Annotated in this window: 15 protein-coding genes; 7 read left to right on the forward strand and 8 right to left on the reverse strand. The window is 50.9% G+C overall.

Features of this window, described 5'->3' with window-relative positions:
- Positions 1-12: 12 nt before the first annotated feature.
- The 6 genes from odhB to rbsK all read right to left on the reverse strand — a co-directional run bounded on the left by odhB (position 13) and on the right by rbsK (position 9,216).
- Positions 13-1,233, reverse strand: coding sequence for a 2-oxoglutarate dehydrogenase complex dihydrolipoyllysine-residue succinyltransferase (odhB, locus tag Pla110_RS12900; protein ID WP_144996162.1), 1,221 nt, complete (start codon positions 1,231-1,233; stop codon positions 13-15).
- 171 nt (positions 1,234-1,404) lie between these two features.
- Entirely contained in the window at positions 1,405-4,287 is a 2,883-nt protein-coding gene (locus tag Pla110_RS12905) for a 2-oxoglutarate dehydrogenase E1 component (protein WP_144996163.1), read from the reverse strand.
- A gap of 533 nt (positions 4,288-4,820) precedes the next feature.
- Entirely contained in the window at positions 4,821-5,861 is a 1,041-nt protein-coding gene (locus Pla110_RS12910; protein ID WP_144996164.1) for a beta/alpha barrel domain-containing protein, read from the reverse strand.
- Between the two features lie 254 nt (positions 5,862-6,115).
- The gene (locus Pla110_RS12915; RefSeq protein WP_144996165.1) at positions 6,116-7,120 is read right to left on the reverse strand and encodes an ABC transporter permease; all 1,005 of its coding nucleotides are present in this window, start codon (positions 7,118-7,120) and stop codon (positions 6,116-6,118) included.
- A 66-nt stretch (positions 7,121-7,186) separates the two neighbouring features.
- On the reverse strand, positions 7,187-8,197 hold the full coding sequence (locus tag Pla110_RS12920) for a sugar ABC transporter substrate-binding protein (RefSeq protein WP_231742418.1): 1,011 nt from the start codon (positions 8,195-8,197) through the stop codon (positions 7,187-7,189).
- 50 nt (positions 8,198-8,247) lie between these two features.
- Positions 8,248-9,216, reverse strand: coding sequence for a ribokinase (gene rbsK, locus Pla110_RS12925; protein ID WP_144996167.1), 969 nt, complete (start codon positions 9,214-9,216; stop codon positions 8,248-8,250).
- Between the two features lie 327 nt (positions 9,217-9,543).
- Between rbsK and Pla110_RS12930 the strand changes: the two genes are divergently transcribed.
- The 6 genes from Pla110_RS12930 (at position 9,544) to Pla110_RS12955 (ending at position 16,299) form a co-directional block, all read left to right on the forward strand.
- On the forward strand, positions 9,544-10,623 hold the full coding sequence (locus tag Pla110_RS12930; protein WP_144996168.1) for a DUF6268 family outer membrane beta-barrel protein: 1,080 nt from the start codon (positions 9,544-9,546) through the stop codon (positions 10,621-10,623).
- Between the two features lie 178 nt (positions 10,624-10,801).
- The gene (locus Pla110_RS12935; RefSeq protein ID WP_144996169.1) at positions 10,802-12,247 is read left to right on the forward strand and encodes a sulfatase; all 1,446 of its coding nucleotides are present in this window, start codon (positions 10,802-10,804) and stop codon (positions 12,245-12,247) included.
- 78 nt (positions 12,248-12,325) lie between these two features.
- On the forward strand, positions 12,326-13,513 hold the full coding sequence (locus tag Pla110_RS12940; RefSeq protein WP_144996170.1) for a sialidase family protein: 1,188 nt from the start codon (positions 12,326-12,328) through the stop codon (positions 13,511-13,513).
- A 63-nt stretch (positions 13,514-13,576) separates the two neighbouring features.
- Positions 13,577-14,800, forward strand: coding sequence for an APC family permease (locus Pla110_RS12945; RefSeq protein ID WP_144996171.1), 1,224 nt, complete (start codon positions 13,577-13,579; stop codon positions 14,798-14,800).
- Between the two features lie 232 nt (positions 14,801-15,032).
- On the forward strand, positions 15,033-15,578 hold the full coding sequence (locus tag Pla110_RS12950; RefSeq protein WP_144996172.1) for a DUF2617 family protein: 546 nt from the start codon (positions 15,033-15,035) through the stop codon (positions 15,576-15,578).
- A gap of 271 nt (positions 15,579-15,849) precedes the next feature.
- Entirely contained in the window at positions 15,850-16,299 is a 450-nt protein-coding gene (locus tag Pla110_RS12955; protein ID WP_144996173.1) for a hypothetical protein, read from the forward strand.
- Between the two features lie 22 nt (positions 16,300-16,321).
- Here the strand turns inward: Pla110_RS12955 and Pla110_RS12960 are convergent, their stop codons facing one another.
- Together Pla110_RS12960 and Pla110_RS12965 are read right to left on the reverse strand one after the other, a co-directional pair.
- The gene (locus Pla110_RS12960; protein ID WP_144996174.1) at positions 16,322-17,710 is read right to left on the reverse strand and encodes a hypothetical protein; all 1,389 of its coding nucleotides are present in this window, start codon (positions 17,708-17,710) and stop codon (positions 16,322-16,324) included.
- Positions 17,711-17,798: 88 nt separating this feature from the next.
- On the reverse strand, positions 17,799-18,773 hold the full coding sequence (locus tag Pla110_RS12965) for a peptidyl-alpha-hydroxyglycine alpha-amidating lyase family protein (RefSeq protein WP_197440178.1): 975 nt from the start codon (positions 18,771-18,773) through the stop codon (positions 17,799-17,801).
- Positions 18,774-19,498: 725 nt separating this feature from the next.
- On the opposite strand from Pla110_RS12965, the gene Pla110_RS12970 reads away from it, so the two are divergent.
- Positions 19,499-21,364, forward strand: a complete 1,866-nt coding sequence (locus Pla110_RS12970; protein WP_144996176.1) for a hypothetical protein — start codon at positions 19,499-19,501, stop codon at positions 21,362-21,364.
- The last annotated feature ends 275 nt before the right edge of the window (positions 21,365-21,639 follow it).

Genomic DNA, 21,639 nt, shown 5'->3' on the forward strand with positions numbered 1-21,639 from the left:
GATTCGTATTTATCAGACTTCCATCAGCATGCGAGCCGGGTCTTCAACGACTTCTTTGATGCGTCGGAGGAAGCTCACCGCTTCTTTACCATCGACCACGCGATGGTCGTAAGTCAGGGCGACATACATCATCGGGCGAATGACGACTTCTCCGTTCACAGCAACGGGACGGTCGACAATGCCGTGCATTCCAAGCACACCGGACTGAGGCGGGTTGACGATCGGAGTCGACAATAGAGAACCATAAACGCCACCGTTGGTGATGGTGAAGGTTCCCCCCTGAAGTTCATCCAAACCAATTTTGTTCGCCTGAGCTCGTTTGGCGAATTCAGCGATTGTCAGTTCGATCTCAGCAAAGCTGAGCCGCTCGGCATTGCGAATAATAGGGACGACTAACCCTTTACCACCACCGATAGCGACGCCGATGTCGTAGTAGTTGCGGTAGACCAGGTTTTTATCGCGAAGTTCCGCGTTGATTTGCGGGAAGGCATTCAATGCGTCAATCGTTGCTTTAACAAAGAAGGACATGAATCCGAGCTTGATACCGTACTTCTTAACGAATGTATCCTGATACTGTTTACGAAATGCCATCACATTGGCCATATCAATTTCGTTGAACGTCGTCAGCAAGGCAGCATTATGTTGAGCCGAGACAAGCCGTTCGGCAATTCGCTGCCGAATGGGGCTCATGGGGACGATATCTTCATGTCGTCCGGCCTGACCATTAGTCGAGGAATCTGCAACCGCCGGACGATGACTGAGGACGTCTTCTTTTAACAGACGACCACCCGGACCTGTCGCTTTGACATCGCCTGCAGACAGGCCTTTTTCAGCCAGTAGTCGTTCTGCTGCGGGCATCACGCGAGTGCCACCATTTCCATTGCCACTACCCGAGTCTGAAGCCGAAGCGGCAGCGGGCTCTGATTTGGATGAGGTTTGCGCACTCTTGGAGCCTCCGGAATCGCTGGAACCTTCATCAGACCCAGCCGGTTTCTCGGCAGGTTCCATGTAGCCGATGACTTCCCCAACGGAAGCTTGCTCGCCTACTTTTTTGAGGATCTCAGTAATGATACCGTTAATCGGAGCAGGTACGTCAAAGGTCGCTTTATCTGTTTCCAGTTCAACGACATTGGCGTCGGCGTCCACATACGATCCTTTTTCCGCGTGCCAGGCACCGATGTGGACTTCCGTGATGGACTCCCCGACGGCGGGGACTTTCAGTTCGACAGCCATAAGTTGCACTGCCTCTCCATAGATTTGGGATTAATTTTTACTGGTGTAGGAACACTGTTCTGAGTGGCTTTCAGGCGACTTGACGCGGGACCTGACCGTTGTATTTCGTCAGATTGCAGTATCGTGTGAAAGCTCGTTTTGTTTCAAGGTTGTAGAACGATGTTTCGAAGGTTAGTCGGGAGCTGGCCAGAATTTACAGAAGTCCTGGAATGCCGCTTCTAGTAGTGATGCCTGCTCCATGTCGTGAGACTTCTTCGAACCTGTTGCCGGACTGGCTGAAGCAGGACGCTGCAAACCGGCGAATGGAAGTCGTTCAAACAACTTTTCGCCGAAATGAATTCGCATGAACCGCCACGCGCCCATGTTCTCAGGTTCTTCCTGAACCCAGTACACAGGTGTGTTGTCCGGATACTCTTTTAACGCCTGTTTCAATTCACGTTGCGGTAATGGATACAGTTGTTCAACGCGAATAATATGCACGTCGTTGTGTTCATTCTCGCGACGCTGCTGGAGCAGGTCGTAATAGATTTTTCCGCTGCATAACAAGATTCGGCGGACCTTATTGGGAGGTTCGATCCCTTCGACGCGGTCTGGAATGACTTTCTGGAACCCATCGTTCGCTAACTCTTCCAGAGTCGAGACTGCTTCTTTATGTCGCAGCAGACTTTTCGGTGTCATAACGATCAACGGTTTCCGCCATTTGCTTAACATCTGACGACGAAGCATATGGAAGAACTGCGAGGGAGTAGTGGGAACCACAATCTGCATATTATCTTCGGCCGCCAGCATCAGGTATCGTTCCAGGCGAGCCGAAGAGTGTTCTGGTCCCTGCCCTTCGAATCCGTGAGGCAACAGGACCACCAAGCCACTTAAGCGTCGCCATTTTTCTTCGGCACTGCAAATAAACTGGTCGAAGATGACCTGAGCTGCGTTACTGAAGTCGCCGAACTGGGCTTCCCAGATTGTTAAACCACTCGGACAGTCCAAGCTGTATCCGTAATCAAATCCGAGGACGCCCGCTTCGGACAGGGCGCTGTTGTAGATATTCACATTGCCGGGAAACTTCGCCACGTTTCTCAGTGGCATGTATCGGTTTCCCGTGTTGTAGTCGTGCAGAACCGCATGCCTGTGGCTGAATGTCCCTCGTTCGACATCCTGACCGCTCAGTCGAATTCGGTATCCTTCGCGGGCTAACGACCCAAAGGCAATTGCTTCGCCGGCACCCCAGTCGAGTTCCGTTTCGCCCGCTGCCATTTTGGCCCGTTGTTCCAGCAGGCGGATAATTTTGGGATGTGGCGTGAAGTCATCAGGGTAGGTCGTTTGACGTTGCAGAATATCGGACAATTCCTGAACAGGTAGCCCTGTTTCGGCATCGTCCTGATGGGGTTGAAGTCCACCGTAGTAGCCGCCCCAGATACCACCTCCGGTATCGTGTTTGTGAACGTAATCGTCACTACGTGCGATGCTCAATTCGACTTCCAACTGCTCGCGGCGTTGTTCCACAATATAAGTAGCTTCGTTTCGGGTGATCTCACGAAGTTGCAAGAGCTTCTCAAGATAACCTTCAAAGACGTTTGGCCGCTCATTAATGCGACGATACAGCACCGGCTGCGTGAAGGAAGGCTCGTCTCCTTCGTTGTGCCCCCGTCGACGGTAGCAATACATATCGATTACGACGTCACGTTTGAATTTCTTACGGAAATCCATTGCCAGTGATACGACCTGGGCGACGGCCTCCGGGTCTTCACCGTTGACGTGGAAGATCGGAATCTGCAGCATTTTGGCGACGTCGGTCGCATAGGTCGTTGAACGACTGTCTTCGGGAGAAGTGGTGAACCCGATTTGATTGTTGACGACGACGTGGATCGTTCCACCAGTTCGATAACCGCTTAATTCACTCAGGTTCAGGGTTTCCTGAACAATCCCTTCGCCAGCGAACGCGGCGTCGCCGTGAATGAGAATGCACATCGTGGAGGACTTCGCACCAGGACCGAACTGGTCTTGCTTGGCTTTCACGCGACCTAGAGCGACCGGGTTCACGAACTCCAGGTGTGAAGGGTTGAAACAAAGTGTCAGGTGCACCTTGTTTCCTTTGGTGGAGACCCAGTCATGGCTGTAACCGAGGTGATACTTCACATCGCCGCGTCCCATGTTCAGTTGGGGGTCGCGATCTTCAAACTCCCGGAAGATGTCACGGGGGCTTTTACTCATGATATTGTGAAGCACATTCAAGCGACCACGATGCGCCATTCCGAGGACAATCTCGTGGACGCCGTCATCGCTAGACCGCTCAATGGCCATATCGAGCAGCGGAACAAGCGTTTCCGCTCCTTCGAGCGAGAAACTTTTGGCTCCAATGAATTTTTTCTGAATGAATTCTTCAAAGACGATCGCGTCACTCAGTTTTGTGAGGATGCGGATCTGTTCTTCTTTATCGAGACGGAGGTGATTCGCCGTCCGTTCCATCTTGTCCTGCAACCATTCCCGCACACTCAAACTGTCGATGTGCATGAACTGTACACCGATGGAACGGCAGTAGGTATTCCGCAGCCATTGAACCATCTCGCTCAGCGTACGGACTTCAGGGCCACCGAACCAGGAGGTGGAGAAGCGGCTTTTATAATCTTCTTCTGTAAATCCGTAGAAAGCAGGATCGAGTTCGGCTGGCTCGGGACGCTTCCGTCCCAATGGGTCGAGCGAAGCCATAATATGGCCTCGAACTCGGAAGTTACGAATCAACTGGTCGAGGCGTTCCTGTCGACCGGCAACTTCCATCTTCTTGGAACGACTGGGGCGTACTCCGGAACTTTCCGCACCGGTAGGATTAAAAATGCTCCGCGGATTGAAGCGTGGTCCTATCTGGAAGTTTTCCTGCGGTTGAAGAACCGAGAAATAGTTTTGCCAGTCTTCCGGAACCGAACCTGGATTCGCCAGATATTGTTCGTACAGTTGTTCTACGAACAGCAGGCTCTGAACGTCGAGATCAGGAGCGTGACCGTTCGTCGGGGGAGCCGGAACAGTCTGTTTGCTTTCCGTAGGTGTCGAACTAGCCATGACAGGTGCTTTAACTCTTTGATTTAGGCATCAACGAGGAAATGAGCCGGAGTTTAAGGATTGATCGCTTAGAGATCTCACAATGAATAAATAATGTGATCCCACAATGCAGGAATAATCTCATTGCATATTCTGGCGAGATCTAAAACATGCTTTGAACATGAGCCATCCTTGGTCCTCTATCCATTTCTTTCGGCGATGGAATAGACGGATACGTCCCTATTCTTCGATTTCCTCAGGTGCTGGTAGGAAAAGTTGATTTGTCTACTTGTATTCTATTCAACCGTCACGGAAGAGACCAATTTTGAGGGTGAGAGAAATGATGTCGAGTAGGTCATTGGCGAAAAGTGTGATTAGAGGGTGCTTGTTAATGTCGTCGACAGAAACGGGAATCATTTCTGTCAGGATGTTTGAACATTATAAAGACTTCAGCTGATTTAGGTTAATTTCCGTTTGTATTTCAAATTGGTCTTACAAATTGATCTTAAAGGTAACAGGTTGATCCGAACGGTTTAAGGTTCCCCGGGGCCAATTCATGACGACAGGGATTTCCGAATGGAAATTCCGACTTCCGGATCAACCATTGCTGCTGTTGCCAGTTGAATAAAACTGGCTCCGGCATCTATGTATTGCTTAACATGCTGAGCAGTTCCGACACCACCCACGCCAATCACATCCATCTTTAAACCAAGGCGTTTGACTGCGTCAGAAAATAACTGTGTTTGATGTAATGAGGCGTTTCTGCAGGCGGACCCACAAATACCTCGCTTCTGTCCTTCGAACAATTCTTCGCCATTCTCCAGATTGAGGACTCGCACGGCGACACTGTTTGTCATCGCGCAGGCATTCACGGCGGGCGAAATAGACTTCACCAGGGCTTCGATCTCAGCTGGTTCCGTAGTGTGACCGACTTTGATTATTAGAGGTGTATCCCCGATCTGGTCGCGAATGGTGGCGGCAACCAGACCGGCAGCAGCGGGTTGTTGAAAGAGTTGACCATCGCACGTGGAAACGTTCGGACAAGAAAGGTTCGCTTCGATGGTATCGGCGCCACTTTCGACCGCCCATTTCGCACATTGAGCATAATCTGCGGCGAGGTCTTCCAGGCTGAAACCGGGCTGGTCAGTTCCCACAACCGAAACATTCAGGAGTTTACCAGTGGGAAGTTGATCGCGTGTTTCTTCGACATCTTTTCGCCAGACGTCGGGGGCCTTGGAAGGCATCCCAAAGGAAACGGCCCAACTTCCGTTCATTTGATTCGCTGTGGGAACGTTCGTTTCCGTTCCATTCACAGGACCTGTCTGCACCGGTTGCAAATTGGGAAGCGGATAGCAATTTCGCGTTCGGCTGCGGACAGTTTTGTATGTCAGGAGATCAAAACCAAGCGACGCGTAATATCGTACCCATCGACCGTTCAGCAGCGGTCCGGCAGCGATCCCCAGCGGTGAGTCGGCCCGTTTACCGCAAAAGCTCCATTCACCGGCAACCTTCGGAATCTCAAGATTCGTGACTTCATCCGGTGAATTCGCGTAATTCCAGTCGTAGGATTTATCTATCTGGTAACGGGGAAACATCACAATTCAGGGGTGAGAGGTCGTACGAGCGAAAACACTTGTTCGACTTGGATGAGATTGAGGCGCGCTGAATAGAATCTGCTATCCAGCTTGTGAAAACTCCATCTATGAGAACCGCCAACCGTTGGGCACTTGTTCGCGATAAATCGTTCTCGTTCAATGAATTCTAGCCCCGCCATTCCATTTTTTTAAGTTAGGACTGATCGGATTCCAGAAAAACTCCAGAATGCTCTGGAGGTTGGTTACTCCGTCAATTAACGAGCAGCTGGCTTTCTTTTTAAAAACGAGTCGCGGAATTCCACCCAGGTCACTTTCTGACGATAGGCGTCCAGGATGACGGCCAGCACAATTACCACACCAGTGACGATCCGTTGAAAATGAAACGACGTTCGCATCTGTACTAAACCGGAAGCCAGAATCGCAATGATCAATACACCCAGAAAGCTTTTGACGACGGATCCTCGCCCCCCAGTGAGGCTGGTTCCTCCAACCACTGCAGCAGCGATGGCTGTTAATTCATGTCCGACGCCTACCGCGGGATCTGCTGAGCCCATTCGCCAGACCTGAAAGAGACCCGCGAATCCGGCCATCAAACCGGCAATCACGAACACAGTGATCTTCAATGGTCGAGCATTAATACCGGAAAGCCGCACCGCTTCCTCGTTGTTCCCGATGGCGAACAGGTATCGACCGAAGACGGTTTTCGAAAGGATGACCTGGGCAATCACAACGAAAAGTATCGCAATTAAGAATGCGGGCGTAATCCCCAAACCCGGAATCGGCATTCCCAGTTTCTCCACAGCTCCACCTATATATTGTGTCTGTGAATTCGCAATCATCAGTTCGGCCCCCCGGGCAATTTCCAACATGCCCAAGGTGACGATGAAGGAAGGAATCCGCCAGCGTTCCGAAACAAACCCATTCAGGAATCCACAACATCCCCCTACGAAGACTCCGAGCGTCATTGCCAGCGAGATTGGCCAGTTCCACTGAACCGCCGCCACCCCTGTAACGACTCCACTCAAAGCGAAAACGGACCCAACAGACAGATCAATCCCGCCGATGATTAGCACGAACGTCATTCCAATCGCAAGCAGAGTGAATTCAGGAATCTGATTGGCCGTTTTGAACAGGTTGGGAAGCGTCCAGAAGTTTTCTGTTTGCGTACCAAAGAACAACATCATCAGGGCAATGACACCGAGCAGTCCGAAATAGTCTATCAACCCGCTCCAGCGTGAAGACTCGGAAGAGGATTTCATATTCAGACGGGCCTTAAACAGATCGAAGAGCGAATAAAACTTGACTTCGCCAGAGGAACAGAGAACTTATTCAGCAGCTTGACTTGCCGCGAGCGATTCTTGTGTCACCAGGTCAACGGGCGTCTCTTTGTCATCTGGTGTTCCACCCGATTCCAGAATTTCCAAGGCGTACTCAATTCCAAACACGGCGAGTTGGTCACCATGCTGATCCGCTGTCGCGAGAATATTGCCCGCCTTGATCGCTTCCTGAACCGCATTGATATTGTCAAACCCCACAATCTGCACCTGTCCCAGTTTGTCTGCGGAGCGGACGGCGGCCAACGTCCCAAGTGCCATACTGTCATTACTACAGAAGAAGGCCTTCAACCCAGGCTGCTGTGTCATGATGTCGCCGGCGACCTGATTCGCCCGGTCCATCTCCCATTGAGCACTCTGTGAGGAAACCAAGTTCAACCCGGCCGCTTCGATGGACTCCATGAAACCTGCTTTTCGTTGTTGCGCGTTGTACGCCGTCGGAATTCCCTCAAGCAGCGCAACTTCGTCCCCTTCCGCCAGCTTACCGGCGAGATAGTCACCTACTTCCTTCGCTCCTGCTTTATTGTCCGGTCCTACAAAAGGAATACTGATTTTCTGCTGAGTCAGGACTTCGGCATCGAGCTTGTTATCAATATTGATGACCACAATCCCCTGCTCTTGTGCCCGGCGACAAGCTGTGACGAGTGACTTTGAGTCTGCGGGAGCAATGACGATGGCATCCACCTGCTGCACCATCATCTCTTCGATGAGTTGCACTTGCCGACTGACATCGCGTTCATCTTTAATACCATCGACGAGCAGCTCGTACTGATCCGCATGTGCGGCCTGATGAGTCCGGGCCCCCTCGGCCATGGTAGAGAAAAACTCATTCGCCAACGACTTCATCACCAGAGCGATACGCGGCTTCTTTGGTTCATCGGAAGTGGAATCCGAAGTATCAGGACCGTCGGTACATCCTGTCATCATGAAGGAGAAGAGGATCAGCAGGAAAACCCACTTGAAGAGACTCTGACCGGGGATCGTTTTTGATTGAGCACACATGGATTCACTCCACTGAAGAAGACGGGGCATTTAAGAATAAGGGTATTTAATCAGAGTCTGGTTTGTTCTTTGAAGAGACGGTCGACTTCAGCCCGAGAAGGCATGGCAGGCTGAGCCCCAAGCTTCGTAGTTGCCAGGGAACCGGTGATGCATCCATATTGTACCGCATTCGCCAATGACTTTCCTTCGACCAATGCCACTGCCAGCCCCGCGTTGAAGGCGTCGCCAGCAGCAGTGGTATCCACCACGTTCACTTCCGGAGCTGTAATATGAGTGGCGTGTCCCGCTTCGTCAACAACCAGTGCCCCGTCGGCTCCTAATTTGATTACCACGGTTGATGCCCCCCGCCGCTGTAGTTCTTCCGCCGCGCGTTGGGCGTCTTCGGTCGTCGTGACGGTGAAACCAACCAACAGCTCTGCTTCCGTCTGATTGGGCGTCATGATATCAGCAACATACATCCGCGAACCCAATTGCTCTGCTGGCATGGGTGCTGGATCGAGCATGGTTAATACCCCTTGTTCCTGACAGCGTTCGAGTACAAGTTCGACCACCGGGTGTGGAATCTCCAATTGCAGCAAAACGAGATCGGCATCCGAAATGACGTTTTCCCAGGTATCAATATCGTCTGTCGTGATTTGTCCGTTTGCACCGCTCACGATCGTGATGCAGTTTTGCCCACTCTCTTCTACGCCAATCAGCGCTACTCCGCTGGACTGATTCTCGGAAACGAGTATCGAGGACGTCGCCACACCAGCTTCTTTCAGAGAGGACTGTAACACTGGTCCGAAAGAATCGTCTCCCAATCGGCCTAGCATGGTCGTCTCCGCCTTCAAACGGGTGGCCGCCACGGCCTGATTCGCCCCTTTTCCCCCGGGCAGTTGATCCAACTGCTGGCTCGCCACTGTCTCGCCCGGTTTGGGTAATCGATCGACCCGCGCGACGAGATCCATGTTAATCGACCCCACCACCACAATACGGGGACGCTGACCAGTCGGGATAAAATTACCAGGAATAACCATAAAATCGAGGTTTCAAAACACCACGCTCCGTAAATGTCACATTAGGGCGCGATGAGGATTTGGGAAAGCTACCGAGTGGGTAGAATGCGAGATAACACCAACCGCAATTGTTTCAGTGCGATCTGGCTTTTACAGTATCTTCATCAATATGGCAGTATTCAAGCAACCTCGACGATATCACAAGTTAGATTCCAGCTTTGCCAGCAGAATTCCTCTTGTCGCATAACGGGGAATGACTACAGTTTGGCACGCGCAAGAGTCGAACGGGCAGTTATTTTGCGCAATAGACAGCCTCAGGAAACTGATGAAGCAAGAAGGAGGTGAAGTGTGCAGGTTGGAATTGCTGAATGGATTCGGCGTTCGCTCTGCTGCGCACTCGCTTTTCCCGTGGGGATTGCCCTTGGTTTTGTCGCTATAGGCAATATCGTTGTGGGAGATGATGAGGTCAACCGCACCACGCCCGCCTTTCACTCATTAGCAGGGTCAATTCCCCTCGCTGGCGATGACCCCGAATCGAACTCATTTCTTGAACCGAGCGAGGTCTTTCAAGCTTTTTCTGAGGGAGACGCATCCCAACCTGAACTAACTGTAGTGGGAGGCCCGCCGAGGAACCTGAAAGAGTTGATGAAACCGATCATCCGTTTGAATGGGGAATATATCACCGATGGGGGTGATGTCCCATTGGCAACAACCGGCATTCGTGTAAGCGTGCCGACTTATCCCCTGTGGGGACCACCGCCACCGCTGATCGACCTGGGTTACCAATCGACCTGGCTCCACACTCCAGCCGAAATGCAGCTTCCCGAACATTTCCATGAGTACCAGGTGGGGGCAAGCTGGATGCGAATCCTCAATGAGGATTGGAAAATGCGTCTCTGGGCGGGAACATCCTTCAACACCGACGGAGAGAACACGAGCAGCGATGCCCTGCAATTCCGGGGTGGCTTGTTTGCGATCTACTCTGTTTCCCCGGAATTCGAATGGATCATGGGAGTCGTCGCCTTGGGCCGGAGTGACCTGCCCGCTGTCCCTGCACTTGGGTTAATCTATCGCCCCAATGACGACTGGACGTTCGACTTCACCTTCCCTCGACCACAGGCAACCTACGTTTATGAGCGAACGGACGACCGACAGCACTCTGTTTATTTGGGCGGAGGCCTGAACGGAACAACGTGGGCATTCGCCGAACCGAATGGTCGAGAGAACCAGATCACCTACAGCGACTGGCGCGCAGTCCTGGGGTGGGAATCCTCCCCCTTCTCTCCCACGGGTAGCCGCTTTACTCCCGGCAAGCGCCTCAAAGTGGAAACCGGCTACGTCTTCGCCCGCCGACTCGAATTCGACGACGTCCGCCCCGACATTTCGCTGAACAACGGCTGGACTGTTAACGCATCGTTCAATTTCTGACACCGCACGATCAACGCCATTCCGCTTGATCGTCCCCAACCGATTAGCTTCGGTTCATATATCTCACTGGAAATGCGCCGGGTGAGCCGGTTACATTGGAGGTTAGCTGTGGCACTGCCGCCGCAATGTTTCCCTTCTTTGCCTCGATCTGGCTACTTAAACAGGAACAGGAATTGAGATGCGTCTGCTCGTTCTTTGCTTTGTCGCTGTTCTTTTCACTCTCCCCTCTCTGGCGAAAGGGGCTGAGCAGAAAAACGTCTTGTTCATCGCGGTTGACGATCTTCGGGCACAACTCAACTGTTATGGTGACGACCTGGTCATCTCGCCTCATGTCGATCGATTGGCGGCGGAGGGGACTCTTTTCGAGCGGGCTTACTGCCAGCAGACTGTTTGCAATCCGTCGCGGGCTTCCGTCATGACCGGGCTGCGACCCGATACATTACGCGTCTATGACCTGCCGACGCATTTTCGGCAAATTCGCCCTGACGCCGTGACGTTACCGCAATCGATGATGCAGGCAGGGTATTACGCTCGCGATGTCGGCAAGATTTTTCACAACTATCGACAGGATGAATATCAAGGGGACCCGACCTCCTGGTCTGTTCCCGCTGTCTTGCATTACGGAACGCACGGAAAAGATTTGCCGCAGGTAGAAGGAGAGATACCGCCGGATCACTCATCGGCCCTGACGCAGACGAAAAGCCGTGATGTCCCCGACTATGCCTATTACGATGGTCAAGTCGCCGACGCAGCGATTAAAGCATTGCATGAAATCAAAGAGCTCGATCAACCCTTTTTCTTTGCAGTCGGGTTCTGGAAACCCCACTTGCCATTCAATGCCCCTAAAAAGTATTGGGACATGTATAACAGGGAGAACATTCCTGTTCCGGAACACATCGGGCACCCGGAGAACGTGCCTGAGATCGCATTAACCAAATATCGCATTGATGGATCAAAGAATAATCTGACGACTGAAGATCTGCGAGAGTTGCATCACGGGCACTTGGCCGCGATCACCTACATGGACGCTCAGATTGGTCGCGTGCTGACGGAACTCGATTCACTCGATATGCGGAAGAATACGATCATCATTTTTTGGTCCGATCATGGCCTACATATTGGTGAACATGGGTTGTACAGCAAAACGACTCTGTTTGAACTTGATGCTCAAGTTCCGATGATCATCGCTACCCCCGATCATCCGGGCGGACAACGGACGGACGCTTTGGTGGAACTGCTTGACATTTATCCGACGGTCATGGAATTGGCCGGCTTGGAAGTTCCCAATGTGCTGGAAGGGAAGTCACTGGTTCCGCTACTCAATGATCCAGAAACTCCTGGTGCCGCTGCAGCGATGACACAGACCCCCCGCCCGAATTATCCTCGGGGTAAGACACCGGAAGTCATGGGTTATTCGATTCGGACGGACACCCTTCGGTACACCGAATGGCGAGACCATCTCACTGGTAAGGTTATTGCTCGCGAGTTATACGACCATGAGCAGGATCCTCTGGAAACAGTCAATGCGATTGGAGATGATCTATACGCTGATCAACTTCCTGAACTGGAAAAACTTCTGGAAGAGAAAGTTTCCTCAGCACACCCTCCTGAAGCGAAGAAATAGCATTACTGTGACGCAAGCTATTCAAGATCCTAAGACAAACTCACCTCCATCCCCATTACAGCTAGAGACTCACCTACCATGCGAATGACTTCCAACTGTATTGTGCTCGTGTTCGTCACCTTGCTTGGCACTCTGCCCGCCTCTTTATTCGGTGAAGAATCGAAACCACAGGCATCACTGAATGTCGAACACAGGATTGCCGCGATTGAATCTGGCCGATTTCATGGTTGGCCGGCGAATAACGGGGTCTGGCAATGGGGAAACGACATTCTCGTCGGTTACACGCAAGGCGATTTTGAAGTCAAAGATGGACATAACATTTCGGGTCGGCAGGACTCTCTGCTCTCTTTCAGTGATGACGGTGGCGAGACGTGGGAAATGATCGACCCGGAGAATTTTCTGGATGATGAAAACAAACTGTTCCTGGGTAAAGGGAAGACAAAGCTAACAGAACCTATCGACTTTACTCATCCAGGATTTGCTTTACGCATCTTCGCGACGGGGTATCATGGAAATGATGATCCCACGGGAGGTTTCTTTTACTCTTACGATAAAGGCCGCACCTGGAATGGACCGTATGAATTTACGGGACTCGTTGAACATTCAGAGCTGAAAGGAAACCAACTCAACCCGCGGACAGATTATCTGGTGCAGAATGGCAACCATGTACTAATTGTCATCTCGGCCCGAGAAGGATCCCGAGGAAAAGCTCGGATGGGCGTCATTGAATCAACAGATGGAGGACTGACTTTTGACTTTGTCGCCTGGATCACTCCTGAGGATCCCGACTTCAACGCGATTATGAGCCAGACAGTTCAGCTCTCTGATAAGGAGTTTGTCTTTTCCTACCGCAAGATTTATCGTGACAGTGACAAACTAAGCACGGTGGAAACGTACAAGTCGACTGATGGCTGTCAAACTTGGAATGTCCTCAGCACAGTCAAAGTCATGCCGACACATTCGAACCCGCCTGCACTGGTGGCGTTACAAGATGGACGCCTCTGTTGTATTTATGGGGATCGCCAAGTTGGTGAAATACGCGGACGCTACAGCAGCGATCAAGGGGAAACATGGGGACCAGAATTTATTATTCGAGACGACTTCATGGCCTTGGAGAGCGATCCTGATTCTCAAGGTCGAATCAATACGGACTGTGGATACCCGCGAATGGTGCAGCGGCCCGACGGTAAGTTGGTCGCCATGTATTACTGGGCCACTGCAGAACATCCCGAACAGCATATTGCCGTCTCGATCTGGACTCCTTAATTAAAGGGCCCTGAAGTTCGTACTGACTTTATCTGTTTCTTTCTGGAAGAATAACGAGACTCGATGAATTCATACGAATTTTGGATAACGGCGGCGATCACCGTAGGCGCTATTATTCCTGCTGGAATTCTGATCTGGCCGAAAGTGTCCCGGTCGACTTGGTGGCAGGCGACGGTCACTCCGCTGGCCTCGATCATTGGGAGTGGCTTTCTCGTTCTGGGGCCGATACTGGTTCGCGAATACGGAGAGTTGGCTCCACTGATGATGTTGGCCCTCTGTGGGGTCGCCTACCTGTTTGGGAACGCAATCCGATACAACATTCGCCACTACGAATCTCAAACTGAAAAACTGCCAAAATATGTCCACGTCGCGGAGTCGATTTCGGCGTGGATGCTCGCTTTCGCGTACATCATTTCTGTCGCCTACTACCTGAACCTGCTGGGCTCATTCGCTGTTTCTCAAACGAGCATCAACAGCCAGACTGCCGGAAGAGTGGTCACGACTTGTGTGCTGCTCTTCATTGGCTGCTTTGGTTACTTTGCAGGGCTGAAAAAGCTTGAGAATCTAGAAGAGACGGCCGTCACGATCAAGCTGTCAATCATTGGTGGCTTGCTCATCGGCATGACTCTTTATGCCTGGAATTTGTTCAGTCAAGGTGATCTCATCACCAACACGATTCCCGACTTTTCCTCTCATGCCTTGTATTTCGCCTTTGGGCTAGTGATCTGTGTACAAGGATTTGAAACCTCGCGTTACCTTGGTCAGGAGTATGATCCCGAGACGCGAATCAAGACAATGAAGTCGGCACAGTGGATCTCGACTATCATTTACGTGATCTACGTTTTCCTGATGTCGATTGCGTTTGTCGGAACCGAGATCGAAACGAGAGAAACAGCGATTATCGATGTCACGCGGGTCATCGCTCCCATCCTCCCCATTATGCTGGTCGTAGCAGCCGTTGCGGCCCAGTTCAGTGCGGGCGTCGCCGATACTGCCGGATGCGGTGGGTTGATCAATGAATTGTCGCGTAAAAAACTGTCTGATCGAGTCGGTTACAGCATTGTGACGATCGGAGGACTGGTGCTGACCTGGACGTCCGATGTTTTTCTGATTATCAGTTATGCGTCTCGCGCATTTGCGGTCTATTACGCACTCCAGTCCGCCGTGGCGGCACTCGTCGCCTGGCAGCATGAGAAGACGAACCATCGAGTTCGCTACTGCCTGCTGTACGGTTGCTTAAGCCTATTGGGCGTCGTCATCGCCATTCTGGGAATTCCTGCCGAATGAGGGCCTCCATCATTGGTTACAGAGGTATTTTCTCGCAGTGACAGTCAACCCACATTGCGCGAAAAATCCTGAAATAATAGTAACAGACGCGAATTCAGCGAAAGGGCTGTGCAACCTCTTTATGCCACTGCGACAGGCATCTATAATCAACCCATGAGTAATTTGCTTCAGTAAGAAAGGAACGGACTGCCTCCCTTCGAGAAGTCCACTGCATTCACTCAGGATTGGTTTAATGAACTTAAGCACCGTCCGACCAGACGTGTCGGAAATACAATATCATCTCTTTGAACGATCGGTGCACCCCGAGTTGCTCAACCGACACCAGGGAATGACCATCCGCTTCAAGGATTACCAGGCCAGTCTTCATATTTGTGATGCCGGACATACCCTTTGTTTTCAACATCGAGATAAGTTGATTACAGAAGTCGTTGCCCCGATTGAAACACTGCTCCCACAGGAAAAACGTCTGATACGCCATCATGTAAAAGGCTGTCGAGACCACGAGTACGAGTTTTCTTTCGGTGTCAATTATCAGAATTCCTGCCAAGTCGAACTCGTTGATGCGGAAGTCTATCACCAGATCCACGAGGAACTGCTGGTTGACAGCCAGAAGGTCAGAATGGTTTGCCAATTCCCTTCCGCCCACCGATTTTCCCTGTCTCCGCTGAGCCTCATCCACACGGAAGCAATCGAAAACAGTTTTCTGGTGCATACGTATCACACGTATCCCGAGAACAGCTCCATCGTGAAAACGCAGACTCTCTTTGAACTGGTCTGATCTTGTTTCACTGATTTTGTTTCACTGAAAAAGATTCAGCCACATTTCCGTCATTGGTGATCGTACTGAAACGGAGGTTGTGGTCCAGAATCTTCTTGACCCACGATATATAGGGGATTTACGATAGATCTTGCGTGGCCAACGCATATTCCCGATAGTTGTTTTAATGAGAGCTTCCCCGCTCCCACACCATCTGATTTCAATCCCGGTTCAATCGTTTACCACAACAGTGGATAAATATAATTGTGTTCCAATATAGGGGAAGCTCCACATGTTCATCCGTACGCTAACGTCAGTCGCATTGACGGTGGTCTGTGTGTACTGCGGAATCGGCTCTCCTCTGATAGCCGGAGAATCTTACTATCAATCGTCCCGACGGTATCATTACGACCGTCCGACGTACGCTCAAAAGTATCGCCTGAACGATTACGATCGGCGGTCGTCTTACCCTCTGAGCACCGGGAAAAGAAATTACGGATACAACCCCCGCGACTACATGAAGCCCATCGCACGAATCGACCGTACACGTCGGCCACTCGGTTACCCTTATCGGTCTCCGTATCCGTACTACTATCCTTATTCGTTCTATTACGGGTTCTATCCCTACTCGTATTACAACTTCTACCGCATTCCGTGGTACACGAATTACAACTACGGCTATTACCACGACCTCTACCGGCCGAACTACTCGACACCGAACAATTACTCGTATGGGTATTGATGAGCGAAGCGAGAGTTCATGATCAGTCCTGATCAGAAGTCGTGAGTCCGAGTGCTAATTTCAGTGCTGCCGTCATCTCGTCGTGGGCCTGTTTGCTAACTTGAGTCCAGTGATGATGATCATCGAATCGCTCGGCAATAGCCTCCCGAGTGGGAAGGTAGCCAGGAGCGCATTCTCCGTATCCCGGAATCATCAAGAAAGTATCGGGGGCGAGTTCTTGAGCTTCCAATTGATAACCCACAAATGCCTCGGCTGGTAATACAAACCATTTTGCATTGCCAAAGTCGAGTACCGGAAGATCGATCGGTTCCTCGCGACTGACACGGTTCAACCAGCTGATTCCCAGTGCGGCATCAATTCGTTGCGACAGCGAAGTCTGAGGATCGGCCAGTTTCGCTTCAAATTCGGAGATCGAATACCCAGCGGCATCTCGCGGTGATAACTCGAACTGATGTGCTTTGAATTCGAGGTTATCCAGAGGATAAGTCTTCGTTTCTTCCCACGCGTCCTGCATTCCCTGCTCTAATCGATTCGCCAGGGCCACACGACTGTCGTAGTCGCCTGCGTTGTATTTGCTGACGGTCGTATCGCCGCTACAGCCTGAGCAATAGATTTGGAATACGCCGGGAACGGCTTCCTGTCGCTGCTGTCGAGCCATACCGACAAAGTCAGGAGAGACTTCGCCTCGGCAATAGTAGCTCATCGGATGCACTGAATAAGTACTGACAGCCACCACGGGCATTTCACCATTCCAGAAACTGATTGTCTTCAGAAAAGGATCGATCAAACCGACCGGCTGATTTCGGATCGTTTCGTTCGCGGAAAAACTTCCTCGAGCGTAACTGTACTTTCCACTGGAGTCTTTCACACGGCGGTTGCTGGCGACATCCACTACTTTCGCTTTACCCAAACCGTAATGGGTCACGGGGACGGCGCGATCGAGGCTGGATTTCACTTCAGCGACGATGTTGTCGAGGCACTCTTCCTGAAAATTGAGGTCAATCATCAGTCCTTCGTATCCGAAACGAGTCAGCACTTCCTGAGCTTCATTGTCAGAGAGGGGAGTATCGTGCTGATGAACCGAGGTTAACATTACCCGCTCACGCGTCGTTCCGGCTGCTTCTGCAATTCGGTCGCGCCAGAGATCGTATGACTTATTACGAATTTCGCACCAGTCCACTGCCGCAACCACCACAGGTTCGTCCGTCCCCTGTAAGACCATTCCTTTGATCCAGATCGGCGCGAGCACCTCTTTGGCGGGGCCGCACAGACTCGCTATTGTCGGATGACCAATCGGTGGGGTCACATCGACTTGAAATGTGGAGACGGTAAATTCACCTGCTCTGCAGACTGGTGCAGAACTCATTCCCCACGAACAGACGACGGTGATCAGAAGGCAGACTCGATACATCAAACAGACCTTTATCCAGTGAAGGCGAATATTGAACGTAAGGGCAGAGAGAGCCAATCCAGACTCCAATCTATTGATGATAGAGCAATTACTCTTCCGTTTCCGAGCGTTTCTTAACTGGGACGAACTTCATCGCTTTCTCGTCATAAATGTCACCCACATACAGGTTTCCATTTTTGTCTTCCACGATGCAATGAACTCCAACTGCTGCTCCCGGTTTAATCGATTCCCGGTTATTTCGATCCCCCAAGGGAATAGTCCAAACCTGCTCTAACCGACCATTAGTATTAAATCGGACGAACATCTGGTCTTTGAATTCTGGATAAGCCCCTTTACGTTTCCACCAGTGAGGCGATGAACCGCAGATCCAGAGATCTCCTGCCGCATTGATCGACATCCCCCAGGGCATGATGATGTTCGACCATTCGTCGAGCAGTTCCCCGTCCTGGTTAAAGATCATAACCCGTCCACTGTTACGATCCGCAACATATAGCTTGCCATCTTTGTCCATCACAATCGCGTGCGGTAAGACGAACTGGCCACGCCCAGTTCCATAAGAACCCCACTCTTTAATGTACTGACCGTTTTTATCGAAGTGCACAATGCGGCGATTGCCATAACCGTCGGTCACAAAGATGTCCCCATTCGGGCCGATCACCATGTCCGTTGGCATGTTGAAGTGAGTTTTATCTTCGCCTTTGACGTTTTTCTCACCCAACTCCATAAGCAGTTTTCCCTCGGGAGTGTATTTCTGCACGATGTGCAGCCCGAAATCTGCCACCCAGATACTACCTTCATCATCAATCCGGATATGGTGAGGATCCTTGAAATCTCCTGCCCCCCAAGTCCGGACAAATTCTCCGTCCGGTGTATAACATTGGACAGGATCATCCCCTTTATTGAACAGCCAGATGTTCTCTTCTTTATCCTGAGCCATTCCAGAGACCCATCCGAACTTGGCGAGGTTATCGGGGCGTTTTGGCCAGCTTTCATCAATGTCGTATTCCGTGATGAGCGGCTCCTCGGCGAAACCGGGATACTGCGCCTGAGCCGATGAGGCCACCCAAAACACCCAAGCTACTACGAGCAAAGGCAATCTTACAGGCTGGTTGGAGAAGTGACGTAAAACGTGGCTAATCGGTAAATTCAGCATTTTGTGACCTTTGTCTGCAAGGCAGAACATCATTCGAAAGTGCTTGGTAAAGTGCTTGGTTTTGAGAGCTATGGCAGTGTCTGGCCATGATTCGGGATCGCAGTTAGCCGCCAGGAAAGATCATTTCAGTTTAGCGACCTTCGAGGGTAAACGGTTGCAGCCGAAGGATCAATTTCATAATTCCTTCATTTTGTTCAGTTAGGAAATATCCTAATGATAAGACTTTAGGCCCTTTTCACGCGCCTGTACATAATTGTAGAATTTACGAAATCGATCAGGTATCCCCCTCACAACCGGACGACTAAAAAAAAACCCCCAGTCCGTCTAACCGATGCAGACACGTTGACGGATTCTCTTTTCCGTTTTCACCCTACTTACGCTGCTTATTTACTTGATATATACCCCCCGATCTGCCAAAGTAATATACAACAACTCATAAGGTCATATCCAGCCTCCATCGGTAATCATTATACCGCTGGCTTTCGGAGCTTCGCTTCGTTGGAGTGCATGTTATGCCGATTCTTCGAAGTGCGACTCAAAGTTAAAGCCGGGGCGAAGATAGAAATCACCCCTACTTGTCCAACTCTGATCCACTCTTTATTCCACCTCTAGAAAACCCAAGGAGATTTGTTCGAATGGTCCGTTTCATGCGAATGCTCGCTTGCATGGGCTTGATGGTCGGCATGACGTCCGCCTCAGCTCTCGCTGGCGATTGCGGTTGTGAAAAAACCGCCTGCGACTCTGGTTGTGCTACAGCCTGCCAGACCGCACCCGCATGTGCACCTGCTTTCCAAGAAGTTGAGTGCACAGTCATGGTTCCTCAAACCGTGGTCGAAAAACGCACTGTCAAGTGCACCGAAATGCAGCAAGAAGAGCGTCAACGTACAGTAACTTACTACGAGCGCGTCCCTCGTACAGAAGTTCGTACTCGTGAAGTATGCTACACGGAACGCGAAGATCGTACCCGTGAAGAAACTTATACGGTTAACGTTCCAACTTGGAGTGAAGTCGAACAGTCTTACACTGTTATGGTTCCCGTTGCTGAAACACGCACCGGAACTCGCAAAGTAAGTCGACCTGTATGGAGTGAAGTCGAACAGACTTACACCGTCATGGTTCCTGTTGCTGAAACTCGTACCGGAACTCGCAAAGTCAGCCGACCTGTATGGAGTGAAGTCGAACAGACTTACACCGTCATGGTTCCTGTTGCTGAAACTCGCACCGGTACTCGCAACGTTTGCAAAGCTGTCTGGCGTGACGTCGAACAGACTTACACCGTTATGGTTCCTCACACCGAAACTCGTTCGGCCACCAAACAGGTTTCACGACCTGTCTGGAGCGACGTTGAGTACACTTACACTGTGAATGTTCCTGTTACCGAAACTCGCACCGGAACGAAAAAAGTTTGCAAACCTGTCTGGAGCGAAGTCGAACAGACTTACACCGTCATGGTTCCTCAAACTGAAACACAGACTCGCACTCGCATGGTTTCAACCTGCGTTCCTGTGACCAAAACTCGTACTGTTTGTCAGGACCAGGGTCACTGGGAAGAGCAAGTTGTCAGCAACGGCTGCAACGCTGGCAGCGGAAGCTGCAACAGCGGATGCAACACTGGCTGTAACAGCGGATGCGACACTGGCTGCAACAGCTGCGACAGTGGTTGCGGAGTCGCCACCACAACTTGCAAAGTCTGGGTTCCTAACGTTGTTCAGTCTGAAGTGGAATACACCGCTTACGAACGTCAGTGCGTTGAAGAATCTTACGAATGTCAGGTTACTGTCTGCAAACCTGAAACTCGCACCAAGACTGTCAAAGTCTGCGAATACGTAACTGAAGAAGTCGCTTACGACTACCAGGTTACTGTCTGCAAAGCAGAAACCCGTACAGGAACTAAGAAAGTCTGCGAATACGTGACTGAAGAAGTCGCTTACGACTACCAGGTTACCGTTTGCAAACCAGAAACCCGTACTTGCACCAAGAAAGTGTGCGAATACGTGACTGAACAAGTTGCTTACGAATACCAGGTTACTGTTTGCAAACCTGAAACTCGTACCTGCACCAAGAAAGTGTGCGAGTACGTTTGTGAAGAAGTTCCTTACGAATACCAGGTCACTGTCTGCAAACCTGAAACTCGTACCTGCACTAAGAAAGTGTGCGAGTACGTTTGTGAAGAAGTTCCTTACGAATACCAGGTTACTGTCTGCAAACCTGAAACTCGTACCTGCACCAAGAAAGTGTGTGAGTACGTTGCTGAAGAACGCACTCGTACCTGTAACTACACTGTCTGTGTTCCAAAAACTCGTACTGAAGAGTACGAAGTAACGACCTACGACTGTGTTGCTAAAGAACGCACCGAAAACTACACCGTGTGTGTTCCAGTTTGCGTCGAAAAAGAAATCGATGTTCAGGTTTGCCGAATGGTTCCTCAGACTGTTACCCAACAGGTTCCAGTTTGTGGTGGCTGTGGCACTGCCAGCAACAGCGGTTGCGGATGCAACTAATCAACTTTAGTTGATAAACAAGGTTGAACCTAGGTTCAACCCGATAGCATAGGAAGAACCTCACATCCTCGGGTGTGGGGTTCTTTTCTTTTACCCCCCTGCTCTAAACGGCCTGCTCCGCTCTTCTTTTTGAATCTATCATTTGATTACTCTGGACACCCCTGACCTGCCATTCTGCCCTTTTGTGGACGAACACAGGCTACGGATATAATAAATCGCACTATCCTTGAGCCACATCATTCCCTATCTTGAAAGAGGTTCTCTGGTTAATCATC

The organism is Polystyrenella longa, assembly GCF_007750395.1.
In the GTDB taxonomy this organism is placed as follows: Bacteria; Planctomycetota; Planctomycetia; order Planctomycetales; family Planctomycetaceae; genus Polystyrenella; species Polystyrenella longa.